The sequence below is a fragment of the Streptococcus sp. HMSC034E12 genome, assembly GCF_001835915.1.
Taxonomy (GTDB): domain Bacteria; phylum Bacillota; class Bacilli; order Lactobacillales; family Streptococcaceae; genus Streptococcus; species Streptococcus vaginalis.
Genome location: NZ_KV826424.1, coordinates 1 through 25,639, shown reverse-complemented (window position 1 = coordinate 25,639; position 25,639 = coordinate 1). Strand labels below are relative to the sequence as shown.

Below are 25,639 nucleotides of genomic sequence, written 5' to 3'. Positions count from 1 at the left end.
CCCCCCTTTTACACTATTTACAACTATTTTAAAAAATAATCTTCTATTGTCTGTTTATAAAATTTAAATTGAGGATTTTTCACAACATTATGAAAAGATAGTGTTTTTCTTTTCTTTAAACCACAAAATTCCATGGTCTTATGGAATGAAATCAAAACATCATCTACATTTTTTCCATCAAAAAATGCAGCCGGATTATTAAAAACTTCTTCTGGTGCATTCCAAGTTGTGGATAAGATATATTCTTTATTTTTCATTAAACCACCTTGTCCATAAGTATCTGCAAATGAATAAAATTGACCATATTCAAAGACTTCATCCATATATAATTTCAACTTCCCAGGTACATTAAACCAATAAATAGGAAATTGAAAAATAATCAAATCTGCCCACAAAAACTTATTTCTCTCGTCTATTACATTATAGTCCTCAACTGACGATAATTGCACATCATGATTGTGACGTAATTTATCCAACATAATATTATACAAACTAAAATTTAATTTTCCTTTACAAAACTCATGTTTTTGATAACCATTTACCAATAAAATTTTCATTTTCTCCTCCTAAAAATATTCTAAATTCATTATAAATTTTTGAAATTTCTCTTACTTATCAATATTCTAAAATGTCATATTTTATCCCTGAATCATTTGAAAAAAGTCAAATTTTCTAGTAAAATGAAACTAATTACAGAATTAGGAGAAAAATATTGCTTACAGTATCAGATGTATCACTACGCTTTAGTGATCGAAAATTATTTGATGATGTGAATATCAAATTTACAAAAGGAAATACTTATGGTTTAATTGGTGCTAATGGTGCAGGAAAATCAACGTTTTTAAAAATCCTAGCTGGAGATATCGAACCAACTACTGGAAATATTTCACTCGGACCAGACGAACGTCTCTCAGTCCTTCGGCAAAATCACTTTGATTATGAAGAAGAACGAGTGATTGATGTAGTTATCATGGGAAATGAGCATCTTTATAACATTATGAAAGAAAAAGATGCCATTTACATGAAACCTGATTTTTCTGATGAAGACGGTGTCCGAGCAGCTGAATTAGAAGCTGAATTTGCTGAGTTAGGTGGTTGGGAGGCCGAAAGTGAAGCCTCTCAACTCCTCCAGAACTTGAATATCCCAGAAAATCTCCACTATCAAAATATGAGCGAATTATCAAACGGAGATAAAGTGAAAGTTCTCCTTGCAAAAGCTCTATTTGGTAAACCAGATGTTCTATTACTAGACGAACCAACAAACGGTCTTGATATTCAATCCATCTCTTGGCTAGAAGATTTTTTGATTGATTTTGAAAACACCGTTATCGTTGTATCTCACGACCGTCACTTCCTCAATAAAGTATGTACACACATGGCTGATTTGGATTTCGGTAAAATCAAACTCTATGTTGGTAACTATGATTTCTGGAAAGAATCTAGTGAGTTAGCTGCTAAACTCTTAGCAGATCGTAATGCTAAAGCTGAAGAAAAAATCAAGCAACTGCAAGAATTTGTTGCTCGCTTCTCTGCTAATGCTTCAAAATCTAAGCAAGCAACTTCTCGTAAAAAAATGCTTGACAAAATTGAACTAGAAGAGATTGTCCCATCAAGCCGTAAATACCCATTTATTAATTTCAAAGCAGAACGCGAAATTGGAAATGACCTCTTGACAGTTGAGAATCTTTCTGTCAAGATTGACGGTGAAGTCATCCTTGACAATATCAGTTTTATCTTGCGTCCAGGAGACAAAACAGCCTTTATTGGACAAAATGATATCCAAACAACAGCATTAATCAGAGCTATCATGGGAGATATAGACTACGAAGGAACTGTCAAGTGGGGTGTTACAACTAGTCAATCTTATCTACCAAAAGACAACAGCAAAGATTTTGCCAGCGATGAATCTATTCTTGACTGGCTCCGTCAATTTGCAAGTAAAGAAGAAGATGACAACACCTTCCTTCGAGGCTTCCTAGGTCGTATGCTTTTCTCTGGCGATGAGGTTAACAAGTCTGTCAATGTCTTGTCAGGTGGTGAAAAGGTTCGTGTCATGCTTTCAAAACTTATGCTTCTCAAATCAAACGTTTTGGTACTAGATGATCCAACCAACCACTTAGACTTAGAATCTATTTCTAGCCTAAATGACGGTCTGAAAAACTTTAAAGAATCTATTATTTTTGCTAGCCACGATCATGAATTTATCCAGACACTTGCTAATCATATTATTGTTCTTTCTAAAAATGGTGTCATTGATCGTATTGACGAAACCTATGATGAATTTTTAGAAAATCAAGAAGTACAAGAAAAAGTCAATAGTCTTTGGAAAGATTAAACTTTTCAAAAAATAGGAGCTGATGAAAGATTCAGTTCCTTAAATTTTAGTATTTTACGATAGCTTATGAAAAAAATCAAAAAACTCTTCAAAAATTATTATTTGATAGCCTTTTTTATTCCATTTTTGATTCTGTTTATAACTTACCTTATAAATGGAATCTATTGGAAAAGTGACACTTCTCCGCTATTAGGAGACGGATTTCATCAATATGTTATTTTTGATGTCACTTTAAGGAATATTTTGCATGGTACAGATAACATCTTTTATACGTTTACAAGTGGACTCGGTTTGAACTTTTATGCCTTATCTAGCTATTATCTAGGGAGTTTTTTATCACCTTTAGTTTATTTTTTCAATCTAAAAAATATGCCAGATGAAGTATACTTATTTACTTTGATAAAGTTTGGTTTGATGGGATTAACTTGTTTCATCAGTATTAAAGGTATCTTTAAAAAAATTTCTCCTTATCTTATATTAATACTGTCAACTTCCTACGCTCTAATGAGTTTTGCAGTTAGTCAACTTGAAATAAAAACTTGGCTAGATGTCTTCATTATTATTCCACTTATTTTACTTGGTTTACATCAGTTGATTACTCAAAAAAGACGTATTCTTTACTTTATAGCTTTGTCAATTCTTTTTATTCAAAATTATTATTTTGGGTATATGATGGCAGTCTTTCTTGTATTGTGGTTCTTTGTTCAAACTTCATGGAACTTTAAAATTAGGATTAAATCTTTCATAAACTTTACAGTTGTGTCAATTTTAGCTGGTATAACTAGCCTCATCATGATTCTGCCAACCTTTCTAGATTTAAAAACTCATGGTGAAAAATTAACAAAAGTGACAACCTTACTGACTGAAAAAAGCTGGTATTTAGATATTTTTGCCAAAAACTTTGTTGGATCTTTTGACACAACTAAATATGGCTCTATTCCAATGATTTATGTTGGGCTTATTCCATTATTACTAGCGATTCTCTTCTTCACTTTAAAGTCTATTAAGTTTCACGTGAAACTTTCCTATGTTATTTTAATTATATTCTTAGTAGCTAGTTTTTACTTACAGCCTTTGGATCTGCTCTGGCAAGGTATGCACGCGCCAAATATGTTCCTACATCGTTACTCTTGGACTTTTTCTACTGTCATTATTTTCTTAGCGGCTGAAAGCTTGGAGCGTCTAAAAGAAATTAAATTCACAAACATTCTAGCCAGTTTTTCTATCTTAGGACTTGGTTTTATTGCTACTTTTATTTTTAAGAAGCATTATAAATTTTTAGGTTCTGTTAATTTCATCTTAACATTAGAATTTTTAGTCGCTTATCTTTTAATTTCTTGGGCTTATGCAAAAAAATATATTTCTGTTAAAATATTTACTGTTTCTACTTTATTATTTGTTTGCTTTGAACTAAGTTTAAATAGTTTTTATCAAATGGAAGGAATTGCAAAAGAATGGGTCTTTGCAAGTAGAAATGCTTATGAACAAGATTTAACAGCTATTGATTTACTCGTCAACTACAGTAAAAAGAAAAATTCCAATTTCTTTAGAACTGAAAAATTAGCTATTCAAACCGGAAATGACAGTATGAAATACAATTATAATGGTATCTCTCAATTTTCTTCTGTTCGCAATATTGCAGCTAGTTCTATTCTTGATAAATTAGGTTTTAAATCATCTGGAACTAATTTAAACTTACGTTATCAAAACAATAGTATCCTTATGGATAGCTTATTGGGTGTAAAATATAATATTTCAACAAACAATCCTCAAAAATATGGTTTTACTTCCATTAAAACGAAAGATAATTTAACACTTTATGAAAATAAAAATGCTAATTCACTAGCATTTTTAACAAATTCAATTTACAGAGATGTAAAGTTTAATCACTTAACATTAGATAATCAAACTCGTTTTCTCAATCAGCTTTCTGGATTAAATTTAAAATACTATCACAGATTACCTCCTACAAGTAATCATAATGTTAAGCAAGTTGGAAATAGAATAGCTGCAGAAGTAGATAAAGAAAGTTATGACTCTTTTGCCAGCATCACTTACACTTTAGAAGTTCCAGCAAATAGTCAAGTTTATTTAACTCTGCCAAACTTAACTTTCTCAAATGATAACCAAAAATCAGTTGACATAACTGTAAATAACAATCAAAAAATGCATTATGGTACCAACAATGTCTTTCCATTTTTTAATCTTGGTTATTTTAAGCAAAAACAAATCATAACCGTTAAAATATCTTTCCCAGATAATTCAAAAGTTTCATTTGATAGTCCTGAATTTTATAAGCTTGACACCAGTCATTTTCAACAAGCGATAAACAAGATTCAACGACAAAAAGTATCTGTGACAACAAAACATAATACAATAACAGCACATTATCAAGCTCAACGAGATAGTTCTTTATTCTTCACAATTCCTTATGATAAAGGTTGGACTGCCACACAAAACGGAAAATCAATTAAAATTTCAAGAGCACAAAATGGCTTTATGAAAATTGATGTCAAAAAAGGCGCAGGAAAAATAAAACTGACATTTATCCCAAATGGTCTTAAAGAAGGTAGTACAGCATTTTTATCTGGAATCGCGTTATTTATAATTTACAATAAGATACGTAAGAAAAAATCGTTATAATTGAAAAACCAAACTGCACAAGAAAACAGTTTGGTTTTTATTATATTTTTACAATGTAAAAAAAGCATTCCTAAAGAATGCTTAGTAGCTCCGGCAGTAGGACTCGAACCTACGACATCATGATTAACAGTCATGCGCTACTACCAACTGAGCTATGCCGGATGATATAGTCCGTACGGGATTCGAACCCGTGTTACCGCCGTGAAAAGGCGGTGTCTTAACCCCTTGACCAACGGACCATATATGTTCTTTCACAGAACATATACTATTATACCAGTTTGGAGAACTTTGTCAATAGTTTTTATTTAAAAATTTAACTATATTTGCTATTTCATTATCTATTCTATTTATCCTTTTAATTCCTCTAAAATAGCTTTTAATTTTCCAATTTTCATTCGAGTAATCGGACAACGATGATCTTCATAAAAAATTATTTCTCGCATTTTTTTGTCATAACCTTTGATGTTTCCAATATTGACTAGGTAGGATTTATGAGGTGAAAAGAAACGTCTTGTTTCTTTATCTTTTTCTTGAATATCTGCAATAGTGCCATAGAATTCTTTAAAAAAGTTTTTACCGACAATTCTTAATTTATGAGAAGAGCCTGTCGTTTCAATATATAAAATGTCATTAAAAGGCATTCTAACCTCTCCGCCACGAAAGCTATATTCAAAATAATCCACCATATCTTTATTTTCAATCAATGTCGCTTTTGTATACTCAATGCTATCTTTTATATGTTTTTTTAAAAGCAACATCACTCAAATTTTTGTCAACAAAATCCAGTGCAGATACCTTATATTTGAAGGTCATAGTGGCAAATTCTGATTTCGTTGTAACAAAAACAATAATGGCATACGGATTGTGATGACGTATAAATTTTGCTATTTCTAAACCTTTTGTTTCCTCTCCTTTGATATCAATATCTAAAAAATATAATTGATTTACTTCATCGTTTTCAATATATTCTTTAAATTCCCTTACTTTTCCAGTTACTTTAACTTTTATCGTAATTCCCATTTCTTTTGCAATCTCTGCCAAAGTTGTTTCCATTCTTACTTGATGTGTAATTTCATCTTCTAATACTAATACTTTCATTATAAACCTTCTTTCCTTACTCTTATTACTTGTGTAAAATATTCATCCTCAATTTTAGTATCGAGGATAATTCCTTCATAGTTGTTAATAATTTCTTTGATATTGCTTAAGCCTAAACCGCGTCCTTCACCCTTTGTTGAAAAATCAGTTTGGTAAATCTCTTCTAAATCTAGCGGTCGTTTCTTACGTGAATTTTGAATAACTAAGATTGTTTCTGTATCTAAATCCACCAAAGAAACATTCATCGTTTTTTGATAACTTTCTGCTGCTCCTTCTATGGCATTATTCAAAAGGACGCTTGTCATTCTAACCAAATCTAACAATTTAATCGGCAAGGGTTTGACAAAATCTTTTACTTCAAATGTTAATTCTATATTATAGTCACGCGTCTTAAATAAGGTTTGTGTCATAACACTTCTAAGTGCTGAATCTCCAACATTATTTAAATCAAAATACGTATATTTATCTGAACGAAGTTGTAAATTAGCATTTACTAGCACTTCCTGATAAATTCGCTCTACTTCTTTTATATCACCTGTATGAATGGCTGATTGGAAGCTTGCCAACATTCCTCCATAATCATGACGAAAACCTCGAATTTCATTATACAGACTCACTATTTCATCTGTATATTTTTGTAATTGTAGTTGTTCTCGTTCTTTTTGTTTAATTTGTTCTTCTTTTTCATACTTTTCACGAATAGATTGTAAGTAGAATAAAGTTGACATAAACATTAAAAAGCAAATTGTAGCAATCATACTAGAAAAACTATTTAAATTTTTCATATTACTAAGCCAATGCGATAAATTTAATAAAAAATGAATAAATAAGAGATAAAAGTTTAACTGCAAAATATTCTCTTTGAAATCCGCCTTTTTAAAATATTTAAAATTAAACTTAAAATAATCAATTGCTTTTAAAATAAAAATTAAAGAAATAATATTGATAAAAATATAGAACAATCCCCAGTATCTATCAACAAACTTATCACCTGTAACAGAAGAAATAATGACTGAAAAGAAGGTTTCAGAACTTGACACAGCTAAAGATAAAAATAGTGCTAAAAATACAGAAAGATGTCTTCTAACTTTTTTTACTTTAAAAAAATATAAATAAAAAAATAATGGTTGAATAAAAAACATCATATATCTAATGGAATAATGTATTAAAGTAGTTAAATCAGTTGAAAATACAATTCCTAAACACAACAAAGTAAAGTGAATATTCACTTTATTCACTCTACTTATTTTCTTATAGCAATATACAACAGAAACAGCTTCTATAATTGAGAAAATAATCCAATGTACAAATTCTATTTTCACAATATTATTCTCCTAAATAATTATTTACCAAAAAGTTTTGAAAAATCAAATCCCATTCTGATTCGACTATCCCCACCAATGATTTTATCTAACTGCTCATCATTCAGTTCTTTAAATTCTACAACTTCCTTTTTTACTACCTCTTTTTTAGCAAACAACTTTTTCATAATTTCTCCTTAATGTTTATTTTTTGTAAGAAATCTTACAAGGTAATTATACAAAATCTTCATAAATAAATTGAAAAAAACTCTAAACGATACATTTTTACATCTCAAAAGACCTCTTTATCCAGTTATAGAAAAAGGCACGCTTTCCCGTGCCCTTTTCTTATATGATCCCAGCAGGATTCGAACCTGCGACCGTTCGCTTAGAAGGCGAATGCTCTATCCAACTGAGCTATGAGACCAATGCTCTACCATTTTAACAAAAAAAGCCTATGACGTCAAGATTACTTATGATAGGGACTTCCTTGTTGAATCATAAACGATCGATAAATTTGTTCTACTAAAACTAATCTCATTAACTGATGAGGAAGTGTCAATTTTCCAAAACTCATCAGCAAATTAGCTCTTTTTTTGACAGCAGTAGACAAACCAAGACTCCCACCAATTACAAAAGTAATATCCGAAAATCCACGAACAGTCACATCACTTAATCTCTTACTGAATTCTTCTGATGGAAATTGTTGCCCTTCAATAGCTAAAACAATCACAAATTCTTTATCATTCATTTTCGATAAGATACGATTTCCTTCTTTATCAATAATTTGTTGATTTTCTAAGTGACTTGCCTTATCAGGTATTTTTTCATCTGGAAGTTCAATCATCTCAAATTTAGTAAAGCGCCCTAAACGTTTTACATACTCTGCTATTCCATCTTTAAGGTATTTTTCTTTTAATTTTCCAACAGTTACAAGTTGTATTTTCATATTTCTATTCTACCATATCCACAATTATTTCACACCTTATTCACAGGATAAAAAATTAAATTGCCTTATAAATGACTTAGAAAATCACAGATTTTAAAAGTTATCCACAATTTGTGGAAAAGATAAAACATTTAAGCTATAATTAAGTTAAATTCTTTATACTTTCAGTAATTGAAATAACTAGGAGGAAGATATGAAAAACTCTTCAAATTTCACAAAAAAATTGTTATTGCTTTTCATGGTCTTAGCTATAGGTTTTATCGGTGGTTTACTTGGAAACTTAACTTCATCTAAATTATCAACAAATAGCTCTACAACGACTAAAGTTAATCAAGTTACTACTGCTTATAAAAATACAAATTCCACAACACAAGCTGTGAGTAAAGTGAAAGATGCTGTGGTATCCGTTATTACCTATGCTAATAATAATTCACAAAACAGCGTGTTTGGAAATGATGATTCAAATAATAACAATGATAATTCTCAACAAGTAGCTAGCGAAGGATCTGGGGTTATTTATAAAAAAGATGGAAAATACGCTTACTTAGTAACCAATACTCACGTTATCAGTGGTGCTAAAAAAGTTGACATTCGTTTAGCAGATGGTAATAAAGTTCCTGGAGAAATTGTAGGGTCAGATACTTATTCTGATATCTCCGTTGTTCGAATTAGTGCTGATAAAGTAAAATCAGTTGCTGAATTTGGAGATTCTAGTAAATTGACGGTTGGTGAGACAGCTATTGCGATTGGAAGTCCGCTCGGATCAAATTACGCTAACACTGTGACGCAAGGAATTATTTCTAGTTTAAATCGTAATGTTTCTTTAAAATCTGAAGACGGACAAACGATTTCAACACAAGCTATTCAAACAGACACAGCTATTAACCCAGGAAACTCTGGTGGACCACTTGTGAATATCCAAGGACAAGTAATTGGTATTACTTCAAGTAAAATAGCTAGCAACGGCGGAACTTCGGTTGAAGGATTAGGATTTGCTATTCCATCTAATGATGTTATAAACATTATTAACCAGTTAGAAGCAAATGGAACTGTTACACGACCAGCTCTAGGAATCCAAATGATTGACATCACTAATCTGTCTAGTTCAGATCTATCACGCTTAAAACTTCCATCAAAAATAACTAGTGGAGTTGTCGTACGTTCAGCTCAATCTGGAATGCCATCTGAAGGAAAACTTCAAAAATATGATGTGATTACAAAAGTAGATGATAAAGAAATTTCTTCAACAAGTGATTTACAATCCGCTTTATACAAACATTCAATTGGTGACAACATAAAAATCACTTTCTATCGTGATGGAAAAGAAACTACTACTACCATTAAGCTTACAAAATCTACAAAAGATTTAGATTCAAATAATTGACACTTTATTAACACATCTTTACAGAATTGTAAAGGTGTGTTATTCTATATAAACATGGAAAAATATCAATATATCACACTTAATGACATCCAAACAAATCCTTATCAACCAAGAAAAGAATTTTCAGAAGAAAAAATTGCTGAACTTGCTAGTTCTATAAAAGAACATGGGATTATTCAGCCCATCATTGTACGAAAATCTCCGATAATTGGTTATGAATTGCTAGCTGGTGAAAGGCGTTTTAGAGCTGCTAAATTAGCAGGCTTAACAAATATACCAGCTATTATAAAAGAAGTAACAGATGATGAAATGATGAAGCAAGCCATCATTGAAAATTTACAACGAGAAGATTTAAATCCTATAGAAGAAGCACAATCTTATCAATATTTGATTGACAAAGGGTTGACACATAAAGAAATCGCTCTAACTATGGGAAAATCACGTCCTTATATTACAAATTCCGTCCGGTTATTAAATTTACCTCTCAATATTATCGAAGCGATAAAAGAAGGAAATATTTCTCAGGGACACGCTCGTCTGCTCATTAATCTCTCAGAAAAAGAGCAAAATCAGTGGTTTGATAAAATCTTATCTCAAAGCCTTTCAGTTCGACAGCTAGAAAAACAATTACATTCCCAACAGACAAAAACTGTAACAAAAAATAAACATCATCTCTTCCTCAAAGAGGAAGAAAAAAGATTAAAAAAGATATTTGGTACAGAGATTTCTCTTCAATTTTCTAAACAATCTCAATCAGGGAAAATTTGTATTCATTTTTCAAACCTAGAAGAATATCAAAGAATTATTGACAGCTTTAAATAAGGCTGTTATTTTTATTCTTTCAAGTCACAGAGTTATCCACTCTTATTTTATAAGAAAAACTTAATAAATCACAGAAAAACTCCTTTATTCACAATCTGTGGAAAACTTTAAAGAACAATGTGAATTTATTTCTACAGATTGTGGAAAACTTTTACGTTTTATGTTAAAATAACTTCTATGGATAATTAAATATAACGAAGAATTTATTAGCAAGGAAGGAGGTTTTTTATGTCACAAGAAGCTAATTTTTGGGCGCGTGTTTTAGAATTGGCTCAAAAACAAATCAAAAAAAATACATATGATTATTTTGTTTCAGGAGCTCGGTTAATGAAAGTTGAAAATTTTCAAGCTACTGTACTTCTTGACAGTCCTGTCAAACAATTATTTTGGGATCAAAATTTAGCAGATGTCATCATTACTGCAGGTTTTGAAATTTATAATGACCAAATTACTGTACACTATATCTTTCAAGAGGAAAATGATGAAGTTACTCAATCAACAAATACAAATCATTCAGTAGTTAAACCAAGTCTTCCTCCTATTGAAACTGGGTTAAAAGCAAAATATACATTTGATAATTTTGTTCAAGGCGATGGAAATGTTTGGGCTCTATCGGCGGCACTCGCTGTTTCTGAAAATTTAGCAACAACTTATAATCCATTGTTTATCTATGGTGGACCAGGATTAGGAAAAACCCATTTACTAAATGCAATTGGAAATCAAATTTTAGAAAATATTCCTGATGCTAGAGTGAAATACATTCCTGCCGAGACTTTTATCAACGACTTTTTAGAACATCTTCGATTAGGAGAAATGGAAAGTTTTAAGAGAACTTATCGCAGCCTTGATCTCTTATTGATTGATGACATTCAATCTTTAGGAGGAAAAAAAGTTTCTACTCAAGAAGAATTTTTCAATACCTTTAATGCTTTGCACGGAGATAATAAACAAATTGTTTTAACAAGCGACCGAAGTCCTGATCATCTGGATAATCTTGAAGAACGTTTAGTCACGCGCTTCAAATGGGGATTAACTCAAAACATTACTCCACCTGATTTTGAAACAAGAATCGCTATTTTACGCAATAAGATAGAAGGTTTAGATTACATTTTTCCAAATGATACTTTGGAATACTTAGCAGGTCAATTTGATTCAAATGTGCGAGATTTAGAAGGTGCTCTAAATGATATTTCTCTTATGGCTAGAGTAAAAAATCTGAAAGAAATTACAATTGACGCTGCTGCTGAAGCTATTCGAGCTCGAAAACAAGATGCAAGTCAAATTTTAGTTATTCCAATTGATAAAATCCAAACAGAAGTTGGAAATTTCTATGGCGTTAGCGTTAAAGAAATGAAAGGCAGTCGTCGGGTTCAAAATATTGTCCTTGCTAGACAAGTAGCTATGTATTTGGCCCGTGAATTAACCGATAATAGTCTTCCAAAAATTGGAAGAGAATTTGGCGGTAAAGATCATACAACGGTCATACATGCTCATGGGAAAATTAAAACAATGCTCGAAACGGATGATAATCTTCGATTAGAAATAGAAAACATAAAAAATAAAATCAGATAACTGTGGATAATTGCAGAAAAAATGTTAAAGTTATTCACAATTTATAAACAGGTCTGTTTTTGTGTTCTATCGCTGATTAGGAAACTTTTCCACAAGTTTCACACAAGCTACTATTACTATTAACTTAATAATCATAAAATAATAAAAGGAGTATCTATGATTAACTTTTCAATCAATAAAAATTTATTTTTACAAGCTTTAAATATAACCAAACGCGCTATTAGTCTTAAAAATGCTATTCCAATTCTTTCTACAGTAAAAATTGATGTTACAAATGAAGGAATTACATTAATTGGTTCAAATGGACAAATCTCCATTGAAAATTTTATTTCAATTAAAAACGAAAATGCAGGGCTTTTAGTGACCTCTTCAGGCTCCATTTTGCTTGAAGCAACTTTTTTCATCAATGTTGTATCAAGTCTTCCTGATGTTACACTTGATTTTAAAGAAATTGAGCAAAAGCAAATTGTTTTAACTAGTGGTAAATCAGAAATTACCTTAAAAGGAAAAGATGCAGATCAATACCCTCGTATTCAAGAAATTTCAGCAAGTAATCCTTTGATGCTTGAAACAAGTGTTCTTAAAAATATTATTAACGAGACAGCTTTTGCAGCTAGTACACAAGAAAGTCGTCCGATTTTAACGGGGGTTCATTTTGTTTTAACAGAAAATAAAAATTTAAAGACGGTTGCAACAGACTCTCATCGGATGAGCCAAAAGAAGATTGTCTTAGAAAAAAATGGGGATAATTTTGATGTTGTTATTCCTAGTCGTTCTCTACGCGAATTTTCAGCCGTTTTTACGGATGATATTGAAACAGTAGAGATTTACTTCACAAATAATCAATTGCTTTTTAGAAGTGAAAATATTAGCTTCTACACTCGGCTGTTAGAGGGAAATTATCCTGATACCGACCGTTTAATTCCAACAGAATTTACTAGTATCGTAACATTTGATAAAAATAATCTTCGTTATGCGATGGAACGTGCACGTCTTCTTTCAAATGCGACTCAAAATGGAACAGTTAAATTAGAAATTATAAATGGTGTAGTTAGTGCACATGTGAACTCTCCTGAAGTTGGACGTGTGAATGAAGAAATTGATACTGAAAGTATTTCAGGTCAAGATTTAACCATCAGTTTTAATCCAACTTATTTAATTGATTCATTGAAAGCTATTAATAGTGAAAAAGTTACAATCAGCTTTATTTCAGCTGTTCGTCCATTTACTTTGATACCAAGCGATGACACAGAAAACTTTATTCAATTGATTACGCCAGTGAGAACAAACTAATGTATGATGTAGGAAATTTTGTTGAAATGAAAAAACCACATGCCTGTACGATTAAATCTACAGGCAAAAAAGCAAATCGTTGGGAAATTATTCGAGTGGGTGCGGATATTAAAATTCGCTGTACAAATTGCCAACATATCGTGATGATGAGCCGATATAATTTTGAACGAAAACTAAAAAAAGTGCTAGGAAATTGATTTCTTAGCACTTTTTCATGATCTTATTTTAATTTTTCAAATTTACCGTCTATAATTTCTTTAAAACCTTTACTTGTTAAGAGTTCTTTACTAGCTTTCATACTAATTTTTTTAGATTTTCTTGTATTCTTATCTGTATACATTCCAGGCAAGGTTACTAATTTATCAAAGTCTACTTTATTAAAGTTAATTTCTACAGTTTCCTTAACTCCCTTTTCTTCATAAGTGACTTTTTCTTTAATTCCCTTAATATTTTGATACATTTGAGAAGCTTTATCAATTCTGTCTTTAACATCTTCTTTTTTAGTAGCTCCTAAGGTTTTATAAGACCAAAATGAATCAGTAGTTTGTTTTGTGACAGTATCTCCTTTATAATAATAAGTTAATCGTAAGTCATATTGTAAACTTTGATCAATTCTTTGGAATGACATTGTTTTTTCTTGGGCTCCACATGCTCCAAGGATAATTAGTGAAATAATTGCTAGGAAGCTAATCAATAATTGTTTAAAGTATCCTTTTTTCATAGTATTCCCTCCTGTCCCTTAATAAAATTATAATATTTTAATTAGGAAAATACAACATTTTACAAAAATGATGAAGTTATAAGTCAAATAGTGGTAAATATGATATAATGGTTTATTGAATTGAAAAGATGAAAGGAAGAGCGAAATGTCTTTAACAGCAGGAATTGTAGGATTACCTAATGTTGGAAAATCCACTTTATTTAATGCAATTACAAAAGCAGGAGCAGAGGCAGCTAACTATCCCTTTGCAACAATTGACCCTAATGTTGGACGGGTAGAAGTTCCCGATGCTCGTTTGGATAAATTAACAGAACTTATCAAACCACAGAAAAAAGTTCCAACGACTTTTGAGTTTACAGATATTGCAGGGATTGTAAAAGGTGCTTCAAAAGGAGAGGGTCTAGGAAATAAATTTTTAGCTAATATTCGTGAAGTAGATGCTATCGTTCATGTGGTTCGGGCTTTTGATGATGAAAATGTTATGCGGGAGCAAGGACGTGAGTCAAGTTTTGTTGATCCAATGGCTGATATTGAAACAATAAATCTTGAGTTGATTTTAGCAGATTTAGAAAGTATCAATAAACGCTATGCACGTGTGGAAAAAGTTGCTCGAACCCAAAAGGACAAAGATTCAGTAGCTGAGTTTCATGTTTTGCAAAAAATTAAGCCAGTTTTGGAAAATGGTTTATCAGCTCGTACCATTGAATTTGATGAGGAAGAACAAAAGATTGTCAAAAAATTATTTTTATTGACCACAAAACCAGTGCTTTATGTTGCTAATGTTGGTGAAGATGAGGTAGCAGATCCTGATAATATTGATTATGTTCAACAAATTCGCGAGTTTGCAGCAACTGAAAATGCAGAGGTAGTGGTTATATCTGCGCGTGCTGAAGAAGAAATTTCTGAGCTAGATGATGAAGATAAAGCTGAATTTCTTGAAGCAATGGGCTTGAACGAATCTGGGGTTGACAAATTAACCAGAGCAGCTTATCATTTATTGGGACTTGGAACTTATTTTACAGCAGGAGAAAAAGAAGTTCGAGCTTGGACATTTAAATGTGGCATGAAAGCACCACAAGCAGCTGGCATTATTCACTCAGACTTTGAGAAAGGCTTCATTCGTGCTGTAACTATGTCTTATGATGATTTAGTGAAATATGGAAGTGAAAAAGCAGTCAAAGAAGCAGGACGACTGCGTGAAGAAGGAAAAGAATATATCGTTCAAGATGGCGATATTATGGAATTTAGATTTAATGTGTAAAGCATTGTAAACTAAATATAAACGAGGTTGGAAAAACTTTTCCAGCCCTTTTGGTCTTTTTAGAGGTAAAAAATGGTAAAGATGATTGTAGGTTTGGGAAATCCTGGAGAAAAATATTTTGAAACAAGACATAATGTCGGATTTATGCTAGTTGACAAAATGTGTAAAGAAAAAAGTTTAAAGTTTACAACTGATAAAATTTTTCAAGCAGAGATAGCTTCCACATTTTTTAATGGTGAGAAAGTGTATTTTGTCAAACCAACGACCTTTATGAATGAAAGTGGAAAGGCTGTTCATGCCCTTTTATCTTATTATGGTCTAGATATTGAAGATTTAGTAGTTATTTATGATGATTTGGATATGGAAGTAGGAAAAATACGACTTAGAGCAAAAGGATCTGCTGGTGGTCACAATGGCATCAAATCAATTATCAAACATATAGGAACCCAAGAATTCAAACGAATTAAAATTGGTATTGGTCGTCCCGAAAATAATATAACCATTATTCACCATGTGTTAGGAAAATTTTCAAAAGGAGACCATGCTATAATTTTAAATACACTTGACAAAGTTGACAGTGCTGTAAATTATTATTTACAGTCTGATAATTTTGAACAAACAATGCAACAGTACAATGGATAAAAAGATGGATATTATTGAATTATTTAATCAAAATAAACAGATATCTGATTGGCAAAGAAATCTAAATAAATCAACTCGGCAGCTATTAATGGGTTTGTCATCTTCAACTAAGGCTATTACAATGGCCTCTTGTGTAGAGGAAAATCACAAAATTTTGATTTTAACGTCTACTTATAGTGAAGCAGAAAGACTTTCTAGTGATCTGATTGACCTGGTGGGAGAAGAGAGGGTCTATACATTTCTTGCAGATGATACTCCGTTAGCTGAGTTTGTCTTTTCTTCTCAAGAAAAGATTTTTTCTCGTTTGGAAGCTCTAGATTTTTTATTAGATTCTCAACAATCAGGATTTTTGATAGTTAATGTGGCAGCTAGTCAACTATTTTTATCCAATCCTGTTAATTTCAATTCAGCTTATATTAATTTAAAAATAGGGCAAGAATATGAGTTGAAAGATTTGATTTCTCAATTGTTAAATTCAGGTTATAAGCAAGTATCACAAGTATTGAAACAAGGGGAGTTTAGTATTCGTGGTGATATTTTAGATATTTTTGAGCGCTCTAGTCAAATGCCTTTTCGGGTTGAATTTTTTGGTGATGAAGTTGATGGTATTCGTCTATTTAATCCTGAAAATCAAATTTCTATTCAAAATGTAGAACATGTGTGTGTTCATCCTGCTACAGATATCATATTTACTAAAGCAGATTATAAAAGTGCACAGAAAAAAATAGAAAATCTTATAGAAAAAACTGTAGATTTAACGTTGAAATCCTATTTAGAGGAAGTTTTAGCTAATATAAAAGAACAAACTCAACATGCTGATATTAGAAAATTATTGTCTTATTTTTATCAAAATGAATGGACAATTCTTGATTATCTTCCAAAATATAGCCCAATTTTCTTTGATGACTTTCAAAAAATCATGAATAAACATGCTCAGTTTCAATTAGAAGCAGCAAATTTATTGACAGAAGATTTACAAAATAGTAAAGCTGTTGGAAATCAATCTTATTTTTCAGATACATATTCAATATTTAGAAAGTATAAACCTGCTACCTTATTTTCAAATTTTCATAAGGGACTGGGAAATTTGAAATTTGATTCTCTTTATCAGTTCAATCAGTATCCTATGCAGGAATTTTTTAGTCAATTTCAGCTTTTGAAAGAAGAGATTAGTCGATATAAAAAATCTAACTACACGGTCATTATACAATCAAATTCTTTATTGACTTTACAAAGTTTACATAAAAGTTTACAAGAATATGAAATTCCACTTGATTATGTTAATGATACTAAAATTCATAAACATGCTGTTCAATTAGTAGAAGGACGTTTAATTCAAGGATTTAATTTTGTAGACGAAAAAATTGTTTTAATCACTGAATATGATATTCTGCAAAAAAAAGTAAAACGAAAAGTTCGCAGGCAAAGTATTTCTAATGCTGAACGTTTGAAAAATTATAATGAGCTGGAAAAAGGAGATTATGTTGTTCATAACGTTCATGGAATTGGGCGATATTTAGGAATTGAGACGATTGAAATTTCAGGAATTCATCGTGATTATCTCACTATTCAATATCAAAATGCAGATCGTATTTCTATTCCTGTTGATCAGATTCAGCTTCTTTCTAAATATGTTGCGAGTGATGGTAAAGCGCCTAAAATCAATAAATTAAACGATGGGCGTTTTCAAAAAACTAAACAGAGAGTACAACATCAAGTCGAAGATATTGCTGAGGATTTAATCAAACTTTACGCAGAGAGAAGTCAATTAAAGGGATTTGCGTTTTCTAGTGATGATTCTTATCAGCAAGAATTTGATAATGATTTTCCTTATGTAGAAACAGAAGATCAGTTGCGCTCTATAAAAGAAGTAAAAAAAGACATGGAAAGTGATCATCCTATGGATCGTCTTTTAGTTGGAGATGTTGGTTTTGGAAAGACGGAAGTAGCTATGAGAGCTGCCTTTAAAGCAGTAAATGATCATAAACAAGTAGCAATTTTAGTTCCCACTACGGTTTTGGCTCAACAGCACTATACGAACTTTAAGAAACGTTTTAACGATTTTCCTATCAATATTGAAGTATTAAGTCGCTTTAAAAGTAAATCAGAACAAAAAATAATTTTAGAAAAACTAAAAAAAGGGCAGGTGGATATTATTATTGGAACGCATCGTCTCCTGTCAAAAGATGTTAAATTTTCTGATTTGGGACTCATTGTTATTGATGAGGAACAACGCTTTGGAGTTAAGCATAAAGAAAAATTAAAAGAGTTGAAAACGAAAGTTGATGTTTTAACTTTGACGGCGACCCCTATTCCTCGTACACTCCATATGTCTATGTTAGGAATACGTGATTTATCAGTTATTGAAACTCCTCCAACAAATCGCTACCCAGTTCAAACTTATGTTTTAGAAAATAATGCAACAGTTATTCGAGATGCAGTTTTAAGAGAAATGGATCGAGGAGGACAGGTTTACTATCTTTACAATAAAGTTGACACAATAGAGCGAAAAGTTTCAGAATTGAAAGAATTGATTCCAGAAGCTTCTATTGGATATGTACATGGCCAAATGAGTGAAATTCTTCTTGAAAATACTTTACTTGATTTTATCAATGGGGAATATGATATTTTGGTGACAACAACTATTATTGAAACTGGTGTTGATATTCCTAATGTTAATACTCTTTTTATTGAAAATGCAGATTACATGGGACTGTCAACTTTATATCAATTGCGAGGGCGTGTTGGTCGTAGCAATCGTATTGCTTATGCCTATCTCATGTATCGTCCTGACAAGGTTTTGACAGAAATTTCTGAAAAACGTTTGGAAACTATAAAAGGATTTACAGAATTAGGCTCTGGTTTTAAAATTGCTATGCGAGATTTATCTATTCGTGGTGCTGGAAATATTTTAGGAAGCTCACAATCTGGTTTTATTGATTCTGTTGGCTTTGAAATGTATTCTCAATTATTAGAAGAGGTTATTGCTAAGAAACAAGGTAAAGAAAAAAGAAGGCAAAAAGGAAATGCTGAAATTAATTTGCAGATGGATGCCTATCTTCCTAGCGATTATATTGCTGATGAAAGGCAAAAAATTGAAATTTACAAACGTATTTGCGAGATTGACAGTTGTGTAAAGTATGAAGAATTACAGAATGAATTGATAGATCGTTTCGGAGAATATCCAGATGTTGTTGCCTTATTATTAGAAATTGGTCTTGTAAAATCTTATTTAGATCAAGTTTTTGTTCAACTCGTTGAAAAGAAGCAACAATCTGTGATTGTTCGATTTGAAAAAGTTTCTCAACAGTTTTTCTTAACTCAAGATTATTTTGAAGCTCTTTCTGTAACAAATTTAAAAGCAAGAATTTCAGAAAATAAAGGATTGATTGAAGTTATATTCGATGTAAAAAATAAAAAAGATTATGAAATTTTAGAAGGACTTCTACAGTTTTCAGAAAAGTTAGTAGAAATTAAAAATCAAAAGAAAGATTGCTAACTTTACAATTTTGTAAAGTTTCATTTTCGTCTATAATATTTTCTTAAAAAATGGTAAAATAATGAATTGAGGTAACTTTATGAGATTAGATAAATATTTAAAAGTATCCCGTATTATAAAACGTCGTCCTATCGCTAAAGAGGTAGCCGATAAGGGAAGAATTAAAGTAAATGGAATTTTAGCTAAAAGTTCAACAAATTTAAAAATCAATGACGAAATAGAGATTTGTTTTGGAAATAAAATTTTATTAGTTCGTGTTCTAGAAATGAAAGACAGCACTAAAAAAGAAGATGCTGCTAAAATGTATGAAATTATAAAAGAAACAAGGGTAGAAGTAGATGGCTAGAAATATTGTTCAATTAAATAATCGCTATATACAAGATGAAAACCAACATCGCCGTTATTTAGAGCAAGAAAGAAGAAAAAAGAATCGCTTTATGGGGTGGGTGTTGATTTTAGTCATCTTATTGTTCATTTTACCGACATTTAATTTGGTTCAAAGCTATCGAAATTTATTAGAACGTCGAACACAATTGACGCATTTACAAAAGAGGTACGAAGAAATAAGCAACGAAAAAGAATCTCAAAAAGCTTTTGCTAATAAATTAAAAGATGAAGAATATGCTGCTAAATATGCACGCGCTAAATATTATTATTCTAAACAAGGGGAATATATCTATACAATCCCAGGATTGTTGCCACAGTAAGGATGGAAAATTTATTAAAAATGATTGAACAATTTTTGGAGTTTTCTGATGAAAAATTAGAAGAATTATCCAGAAAAAATCAGACCTTAAAATTAGAAGAGACTAAAAAGGAAGGGGGAGAGCATGCGTAAGTTGCTATTTCTATTATTGTTGCCAGCATTTTTTACTGCAAAAGTAGTAGTAAGTACGGAACAAGATGTCGAATTGACTGCAAAGCAACAGTATGAAATTACTAGTACGACCTACAGTAACTACTACACGGATCTTCCAACCAATCCAAATGTTTATGAGAAAATTCCAACTTATACGTCCTTAAATTTAGAAAAAGTTGCTGGGAGTTTAACTCCGAATACATCAATTAAACTTTCTGACTTACAAGTCAATGAACAAGGACTCCCAGTTTTTAAACTCGCAAATGGGCAATTTGTTCCTGCTGATAAACGAATGATTTATGATGATGTTGTCCAATCTAGTGCAGATATTTCTCAAACAATGTGGCTTAGGCAATCATTTGTAGTTTACAATCAACCTTTTGTAAATGGAACAAAGGAAGTTAAGACGAATTTATCTTCTTATCATTCGGTGAAAGTGACCCAACTTGCTGAGACGGCATCAGGAAAATATGCTCATGTTGAACGCAAAGGTTGGATTGATGTGAAATACTTGTCTGATACAGATAATCGTATGGATAAAGTTCAAGAGATTTTAACAAGCAGGTACAATAAAGCAGACTATTCGATCTATGTAAAACAATTAGATTCTGGAAAAACTGCTGGTATAAACCCAGATTTGGAAATGTATTCTGCTAGTGTGGCAAAACTTCCCATTCTTTATTATGCGCAGAAGCAATTAAATGAAGGAAAATACAAGCCATCTTCTGGTTTAAAATATATTCCTGCTGTAAATGACTATTCAGGTGCTTATGATACAGAAGGTAGTGGAAGCATTTCTAAAAAATCAGATAATAAGGAATACAGCATTCAAGATTTGATGAATCATATTGCAAAAGAATCAGATAATGCAGCTACAAATATTTTAGGATATTATATTACTAATCAATCAGACAGCACTTATCAAGCAACAATTGAGCAAATTGCTGGGAAAAAATGGGATGTAGAAAAACGTAATGCATCAGCTAGGATGGCTGGAAATATGATGGAAGCTATCTATAAACAAAATGGGGACATTATCAATGCACTATCACAAACAAATTTTGATGAGCAGCGTATTTCTAAAAATATAAATGTAAAAGTGGCTCATAAAATTGGGGATGCTTATGATTTTAAGCATGATGTTGCAATTGTTTATGCTAATTCTCCTTTTATTCTGTCTATTTTTACAAATCATGCTGATTACGATAACATTTCTAAAATTGCAGATGATATTTATGAGGTTTTAAAATGATAGAACAACAATTTTTTCAAATGGTGCAAAAAAAAGGCTATTTCAGACCTCATAGAAAAGTTTTACTTGCTATTTCTGGTGGACTAGATTCTATGACTTTGCTTGACTGGCTTTATAAATATCGCGAAAGATTAGAAATAGAAATTTACCTTGCTCATGTTAATCATGGAGTGAGAGAAGAATCTGATTTTGAGGAAGAAGAACTAAAAAAAATAGCAACAAAACTTGGTGTAAGCATTTTTACATCAAGTTTTTCTGGATCATTCTCAGAACAAAAAGCGCGTGATTTTCGCTATGCTTTTTTCAAAAAAATTATGTTAGAAGAAAATTGCACAGCTTTGGTGACAGCACACCATGCTGATGACCAAGCAGAAACGATTTTTATGAGAATTCTTCGTGGCAGCCGTTTATTTCATATTTCAGGAATGAAAGAAAAACAAAAATTTGCAAATGGAGAATTGATAAGACCGTTGCTTTCTTTTCAAAAATCAAATTTCCCTCCTATTTTTCATTTTGAGGATTGGACAAATCAAGAGAACCATTATTTGCGCAATCGAATTCGAAATGAGTATTTTCCATTGTTAGAACAAGAAAATCCGCAGTTCAGGAAGCATTTAATAGAATTGGGAACAGAAATTTCTCAAATGCAAGATGCATTAGCATATTTAACTAAAAATATTGTGGCGACGAATCTGCAGGAATTTCAATCTCAACCTTACTCTGTGCAAAGTTTTTTGCTACAGGCTTATTTAAAGAAATTTCCTGATTTGCAGCTCAGTAAAGCACAGTTTTCTGATATTTTAGCAATCTTGAACAAGCAATCTAATTATCAGCAACCACTTAAAGCGGGTTATGAGTTATATAAAGATTATGATTCCTTTGAGATTCGTAAAATCAGTCCACAGTCTGATTTAAAAGTGGATTCAATTTTGTTAAAATATAACGATATTGTGGAATATGGTAATTATCGCTTTTCTTTTGGAAAAGAGCTTCATGAAAAAAACATCCAAGAAGTATTTGTTTCACGTGAAACAGAAATTTTACTTCGACATAGAAAAGAACAAGATGAAATTATCTTGAACCAACACCATAAAAAGCTTCGTCGTTACTTTATTGATCAAAAAATCCCTATAGATCAAAGGGAAAATGCTATTATTATTGAGCAAAATGGGGAAATCTTAGCAATTGCTGGAATCGTAACATGTGATTTGAGTAAGAGTCAAAAAAATGATATAATGTATAACAAACTTTATATTCAAAATTTAGATAGGTAAAGAAGATGCTAGAACAAGATATTAAGAAAGTTTTGGTTTCACATGATGAGATCGTGGCAGCAGCAAAAAATTTAGGAACTCAATTAACTAGTGATTATGCAGGGAAAAATCCTATTTTTGTAGGAATTTTAAAAGGTTCCATTCCTTTTTTGGCAGAGTTGATAAAGCATGTTGATACCCATATTGAAATGGATTTTATGTTAGTATCAAGCTATCATGGTGGGACATCTAGCAGTGGCGTTATCAATATTATTAAAGATATTGATCAAGATATTGCTGGACGTCATATTCTTTTTGTCGAAGATATTATTGATACGGGAAAAACATTGAAAAGCCTGTGTGAGTTATTTAGGGAGAAAAAAGCTGCGTCTGTTAAAATTGCTACACTTTTGGACAAGCCCGAAGGACGAAAAGTTGATATTGAAGCAGATTACACATGTTTTACAATTCCAAATGAATTTGTAGTTGGTTATGGTCTAGATTTTGATGAAAACTATCGGAATCTGCCATATGTAGGTGTTTTAAAAGAAGAAGTTTATACAAAATAAAAAGGTATATTGATAGATAGATGAAAAATAAACAAAATAATGGCTTTATAAAAAATCCTTTCCTATACATTTTAATTATTGTTGTTGTTATTACAGGTTTTCAGTATTTTTCAGCTGGAAGTTCTGTAGGTCGCAGCCAACAAATTAACTATACTGAGTTAGTTAAAGAAATTAGAAATGGAAATGTAAAGGATATTAGCTATCAGCCAAATGGTAGTGTTATTGAAGTTGCAGGTACTTATAAAAAAGAAAAGAAGGTAAAGGATAATAGTGGTATTCAGTTTTTTACTCCTTCTTCTACCTCTGTAAGCCGCTTTACTAGTGTTATTCTACCTTCAGATTTAACGGTAGCTGAATTACAAAAATTAGCTTCAGATAAGGGAACTGAAATCACCATTAAACGTGAAAGTTCAAGTGGTGTCTGGATTCAGGTGCTGACAACTCTGGTGCCATTTGCCATCTTTGCTTTCTTCCTGTTCTCTATGATGAATCAAGGTGGAGGCGGTGGAGCGCGTGGAGCTATGAGTTTTGGACGTAATAAAGCGCGTGCGACAAACAAAGAAGATATAAAAGTACGCTTTTCTGATGTAGCAGGTGCGGAAGAAGAAAAACAAGAATTAGTTGAAGTTGTTGAATTTTTAAAAGATCCTAAACGTTATACAAAACTAGGGGCTCGTATACCAGCTGGTGTTCTTCTTGAAGGCCCTCCAGGGACTGGTAAAACTCTTCTTGCTAAAGCAGTAGCTGGTGAAGCAGGCGTTCCATTCTTTAGTATTTCAGGTTCAGATTTCGTTGAAATGTTTGTCGGTGTCGGTGCTAGCCGTGTTCGCTCTCTTTTTGAAGATGCAAAAAAGGCAGCCCCAGCGATTATTTTTATTGATGAAATTGATGCTGTTGGTCGTCAACGCGGTGTCGGTCTCGGTGGAGGAAATGATGAACGCGAACAAACCCTTAATCAACTGCTGATTGAGATGGATGGTTTTGAAGGTAATGAAGGAATTATTGTTATTGCAGCAACAAACCGTAGTGATGTGCTAGATCCGGCGCTTCTGCGTCCTGGTCGATTTGACCGTAAAGTTCTTGTTGGTCAGCCAGATGTAAAAGGTCGTGAAGCTATCCTTCGTGTTCATGCTAGAAATAAACCTCTTGCTGAAGATGTTGACTTAAAACTAGTTGCTCAACAAACGCCTGGTTTTGTTGGTGCTGATTTGGAAAATGTCTTAAATGAAGCGGCTCTTGTCGCAGCGCGTCGAAATAAAAGAGTTATTGATGCTTCCGATATAGATGAAGCAGAAGATCGTGTTATTGCAGGACCGTCTAAAAAAGATAAGACAGTTTCACAACGTGATCGGCAAATTGTCGCTTATCATGAAGCAGGACATACGATTGTTGGTCTTGTTTTATCAAATGCACGTGTCGTTCACAAGGTAACCATTGTACCTCGTGGTCGTGCAGGTGGATATATGATTGCTCTCCCGAAAGAAGATCAGACTCTTTTATCTAAAGAAGATATGAAAGAGCAATTGGCAGGACTTATGGGGGGACGTGTTGCTGAAGAAATTATTTTCAACGTCCAAACTACAGGTGCTTCCAATGACTTTGAACAAGCTACACAAATGGCACGTGCGATGGTAACAGAGTATGGTATGAGTGAAAAACTCGGTCCAGTTCAATATGAAGGAAACCATGCGATGTTTGGCGCTGCGAGCCCACAAAAATCAATTTCAGAGCAAACTGCATATGAAATTGATGAAGAAGTTCGTAATTTGCTTAATGAAGCGCGCAACAAAGCAGCAGAAATTATCCAATCAAATCGTGAAAAGCATAAATTGATTGCAGAAGCTCTTCTTAAATACGAAACACTTGATAGTCATCAAATTAAATCATTGTATGAAACTGGTGAAATGCCTGATGAACCAAGTGTAAGTTCTTCGCATGCTTTGAGCTATGATGAAGTGAAATCTCAAATGGAAGAGCAGAAACCAGAATAAATTAAAACGATAAAACTCTTTGATTTAGAATCAGAGGGTTTTAACTTTATCCGCTGAAAAGAATGTAAAAGTACCTGAAGAGATAGATAGGTGTATTAAGAAGTACGAAATAGAAACCGAAAAGAGTAGGACAGCTATCCAGCTCTCCTAAAAGCTTCAAGTTTGCTATCCTTAAAAGGTAAGAAAAAGGAAGGA

The 25,639-nt window shown here is 32.0% G+C and carries 22 protein-coding genes, 3 tRNA genes and 1 pseudogene; 17 read left to right on the top strand and 9 right to left on the bottom strand.

Annotation, left to right across the window (positions count from 1 at the left end; translation table 11 throughout):
- Positions 1–23: 23 nt before the first annotated feature.
- Positions 24–557 (bottom strand): NAD(P)H-dependent oxidoreductase, encoded by a 534-nt coding sequence (locus HMPREF2574_RS00120; RefSeq protein ID WP_024052481.1) that lies wholly within the window; start codon positions 555–557, stop codon positions 24–26.
- Between the two features lie 155 nt (positions 558–712).
- Between HMPREF2574_RS00120 and HMPREF2574_RS00115 the strand changes: the two genes are divergently transcribed.
- The gene (locus tag HMPREF2574_RS00115) at positions 713–2,335 is read left to right on the top strand and encodes an ABC-F family ATP-binding cassette domain-containing protein (protein ID WP_024052480.1); all 1,623 of its coding nucleotides are present in this window, start codon (positions 713–715) and stop codon (positions 2,333–2,335) included.
- Between the two features lie 66 nt (positions 2,336–2,401).
- Positions 2,402–4,978: a YfhO family protein gene (locus HMPREF2574_RS00110; protein WP_070812017.1), complete on the top strand. Its 2,577-nt coding sequence runs from the start codon at positions 2,402–2,404 to the stop codon at positions 4,976–4,978.
- 88 nt (positions 4,979–5,066) lie between these two features.
- On the opposite strand, the gene HMPREF2574_RS00105 is transcribed toward HMPREF2574_RS00110, so the two are convergent.
- From HMPREF2574_RS00105 to rlmH, 7 genes and pseudogenes are all read right to left on the bottom strand, one after another.
- A tRNA-Asn gene (locus HMPREF2574_RS00105) sits at positions 5,067–5,140 on the bottom strand.
- 5 nt (positions 5,141–5,145) lie between these two features.
- Positions 5,146–5,217 (bottom strand) — tRNA-Glu (locus tag HMPREF2574_RS00100).
- A gap of 108 nt (positions 5,218–5,325) precedes the next feature.
- A pseudogene (gene comE, locus HMPREF2574_RS00095) lies at positions 5,326–6,076 on the bottom strand (competence system response regulator transcription factor ComE).
- Entirely contained in the window at positions 6,076–7,398 is a 1,323-nt protein-coding gene (locus HMPREF2574_RS00090; protein WP_024052477.1) for a sensor histidine kinase, read from the bottom strand. The pseudogene comE and the gene HMPREF2574_RS00090 overlap by 1 nt, the downstream one beginning before the upstream one ends.
- A 20-nt stretch (positions 7,399–7,418) precedes the next feature.
- Entirely contained in the window at positions 7,419–7,565 is a 147-nt protein-coding gene (locus HMPREF2574_RS10000; RefSeq protein WP_003029519.1) for a bacteriocin, read from the bottom strand.
- A gap of 165 nt (positions 7,566–7,730) precedes the next feature.
- Positions 7,731–7,804 (bottom strand) — tRNA-Arg (locus tag HMPREF2574_RS00085).
- A 42-nt stretch (positions 7,805–7,846) separates the two neighbouring features.
- Complete coding sequence (gene rlmH / locus HMPREF2574_RS00080; protein ID WP_070812016.1) at positions 7,847–8,326, bottom strand: 23S rRNA (pseudouridine(1915)-N(3))-methyltransferase RlmH; 480 nt, start codon at positions 8,324–8,326, stop codon at positions 7,847–7,849.
- A 193-nt stretch (positions 8,327–8,519) separates the two neighbouring features.
- Between rlmH and HMPREF2574_RS00075 the strand changes: the two genes are divergently transcribed.
- From HMPREF2574_RS00075 to HMPREF2574_RS00055, 5 genes are all read left to right on the top strand, one after another.
- On the top strand, positions 8,520–9,710 hold the full coding sequence (locus HMPREF2574_RS00075; protein WP_070812015.1) for a serine protease HtrA: 1,191 nt from the start codon (positions 8,520–8,522) through the stop codon (positions 9,708–9,710).
- Between the two features lie 54 nt (positions 9,711–9,764).
- Positions 9,765–10,532, top strand: a complete 768-nt coding sequence (locus HMPREF2574_RS00070; protein ID WP_070672281.1) for a ParB/RepB/Spo0J family partition protein — start codon at positions 9,765–9,767, stop codon at positions 10,530–10,532.
- A 228-nt stretch (positions 10,533–10,760) separates the two neighbouring features.
- Positions 10,761–12,104: a chromosomal replication initiator protein DnaA gene (gene dnaA, locus HMPREF2574_RS00065; protein ID WP_070242178.1), complete on the top strand. Its 1,344-nt coding sequence runs from the start codon at positions 10,761–10,763 to the stop codon at positions 12,102–12,104.
- Between the two features lie 156 nt (positions 12,105–12,260).
- The gene (gene dnaN, locus HMPREF2574_RS00060; RefSeq protein ID WP_024052472.1) at positions 12,261–13,397 is read left to right on the top strand and encodes a DNA polymerase III subunit beta; all 1,137 of its coding nucleotides are present in this window, start codon (positions 12,261–12,263) and stop codon (positions 13,395–13,397) included.
- Positions 13,397–13,594: a DUF951 domain-containing protein gene (locus HMPREF2574_RS00055; protein ID WP_070812014.1), complete on the top strand. Its 198-nt coding sequence runs from the start codon at positions 13,397–13,399 to the stop codon at positions 13,592–13,594. The genes dnaN and HMPREF2574_RS00055 overlap by 1 nt, the downstream gene beginning before the upstream one ends.
- A gap of 23 nt (positions 13,595–13,617) precedes the next feature.
- Here the strand turns inward: HMPREF2574_RS00055 and HMPREF2574_RS00050 are convergent, their stop codons facing one another.
- The gene (locus HMPREF2574_RS00050) at positions 13,618–14,118 is read right to left on the bottom strand and encodes a YehR family lipoprotein (RefSeq protein WP_070812013.1); all 501 of its coding nucleotides are present in this window, start codon (positions 14,116–14,118) and stop codon (positions 13,618–13,620) included.
- Between the two features lie 145 nt (positions 14,119–14,263).
- On the opposite strand from HMPREF2574_RS00050, the gene ychF reads away from it, so the two are divergent.
- From ychF to ftsH, 10 genes are all read left to right on the top strand, one after another.
- Entirely contained in the window at positions 14,264–15,379 is a 1,116-nt protein-coding gene (gene ychF, locus HMPREF2574_RS00045) for a redox-regulated ATPase YchF (RefSeq protein WP_070672284.1), read from the top strand.
- Between the two features lie 72 nt (positions 15,380–15,451).
- The gene (gene pth, locus HMPREF2574_RS00040) at positions 15,452–16,021 is read left to right on the top strand and encodes an aminoacyl-tRNA hydrolase (RefSeq protein WP_042754227.1); all 570 of its coding nucleotides are present in this window, start codon (positions 15,452–15,454) and stop codon (positions 16,019–16,021) included.
- Positions 16,014–19,520, top strand: coding sequence for a transcription-repair coupling factor (mfd, locus tag HMPREF2574_RS00035; protein WP_142350171.1), 3,507 nt, complete (start codon positions 16,014–16,016; stop codon positions 19,518–19,520). Before pth ends, mfd begins: the two co-directional genes overlap by 8 nt.
- A gap of 79 nt (positions 19,521–19,599) precedes the next feature.
- Positions 19,600–19,866 (top strand): RNA-binding S4 domain-containing protein, encoded by a 267-nt coding sequence (locus HMPREF2574_RS00030; RefSeq protein ID WP_024053285.1) that lies wholly within the window; start codon positions 19,600–19,602, stop codon positions 19,864–19,866.
- Complete coding sequence (locus HMPREF2574_RS00025) at positions 19,859–20,227, top strand: septum formation initiator family protein (protein ID WP_003026832.1); 369 nt, start codon at positions 19,859–19,861, stop codon at positions 20,225–20,227. The genes HMPREF2574_RS00030 and HMPREF2574_RS00025 overlap by 8 nt, the downstream gene beginning before the upstream one ends.
- A gap of 2 nt (positions 20,228–20,229) precedes the next feature.
- Positions 20,230–20,358 carry an SP_0009 family protein gene (locus tag HMPREF2574_RS10695; protein WP_101749849.1) on the top strand — a complete coding sequence of 43 codons (129 nt, stop codon included), beginning with the start codon at positions 20,230–20,232 and terminating at the stop codon, positions 20,356–20,358.
- Positions 20,351–21,631, top strand: a complete 1,281-nt coding sequence (locus HMPREF2574_RS00020) for a serine hydrolase (protein ID WP_070812012.1) — start codon at positions 20,351–20,353, stop codon at positions 21,629–21,631. Before HMPREF2574_RS10695 ends, HMPREF2574_RS00020 begins: the two co-directional genes overlap by 8 nt.
- Positions 21,628–22,905, top strand: coding sequence for a tRNA lysidine(34) synthetase TilS (tilS, locus tag HMPREF2574_RS00015; RefSeq protein ID WP_070812011.1), 1,278 nt, complete (start codon positions 21,628–21,630; stop codon positions 22,903–22,905). The genes HMPREF2574_RS00020 and tilS overlap by 4 nt, the downstream gene beginning before the upstream one ends.
- A gap of 5 nt (positions 22,906–22,910) precedes the next feature.
- The gene (hpt, locus tag HMPREF2574_RS00010; RefSeq protein WP_024053282.1) at positions 22,911–23,453 is read left to right on the top strand and encodes a hypoxanthine phosphoribosyltransferase; all 543 of its coding nucleotides are present in this window, start codon (positions 22,911–22,913) and stop codon (positions 23,451–23,453) included.
- 20 nt (positions 23,454–23,473) lie between these two features.
- The gene (gene ftsH, locus HMPREF2574_RS00005) at positions 23,474–25,444 is read left to right on the top strand and encodes an ATP-dependent zinc metalloprotease FtsH (protein ID WP_024053281.1); all 1,971 of its coding nucleotides are present in this window, start codon (positions 23,474–23,476) and stop codon (positions 25,442–25,444) included.
- The last annotated feature ends 195 nt before the right edge of the window (positions 25,445–25,639 follow it).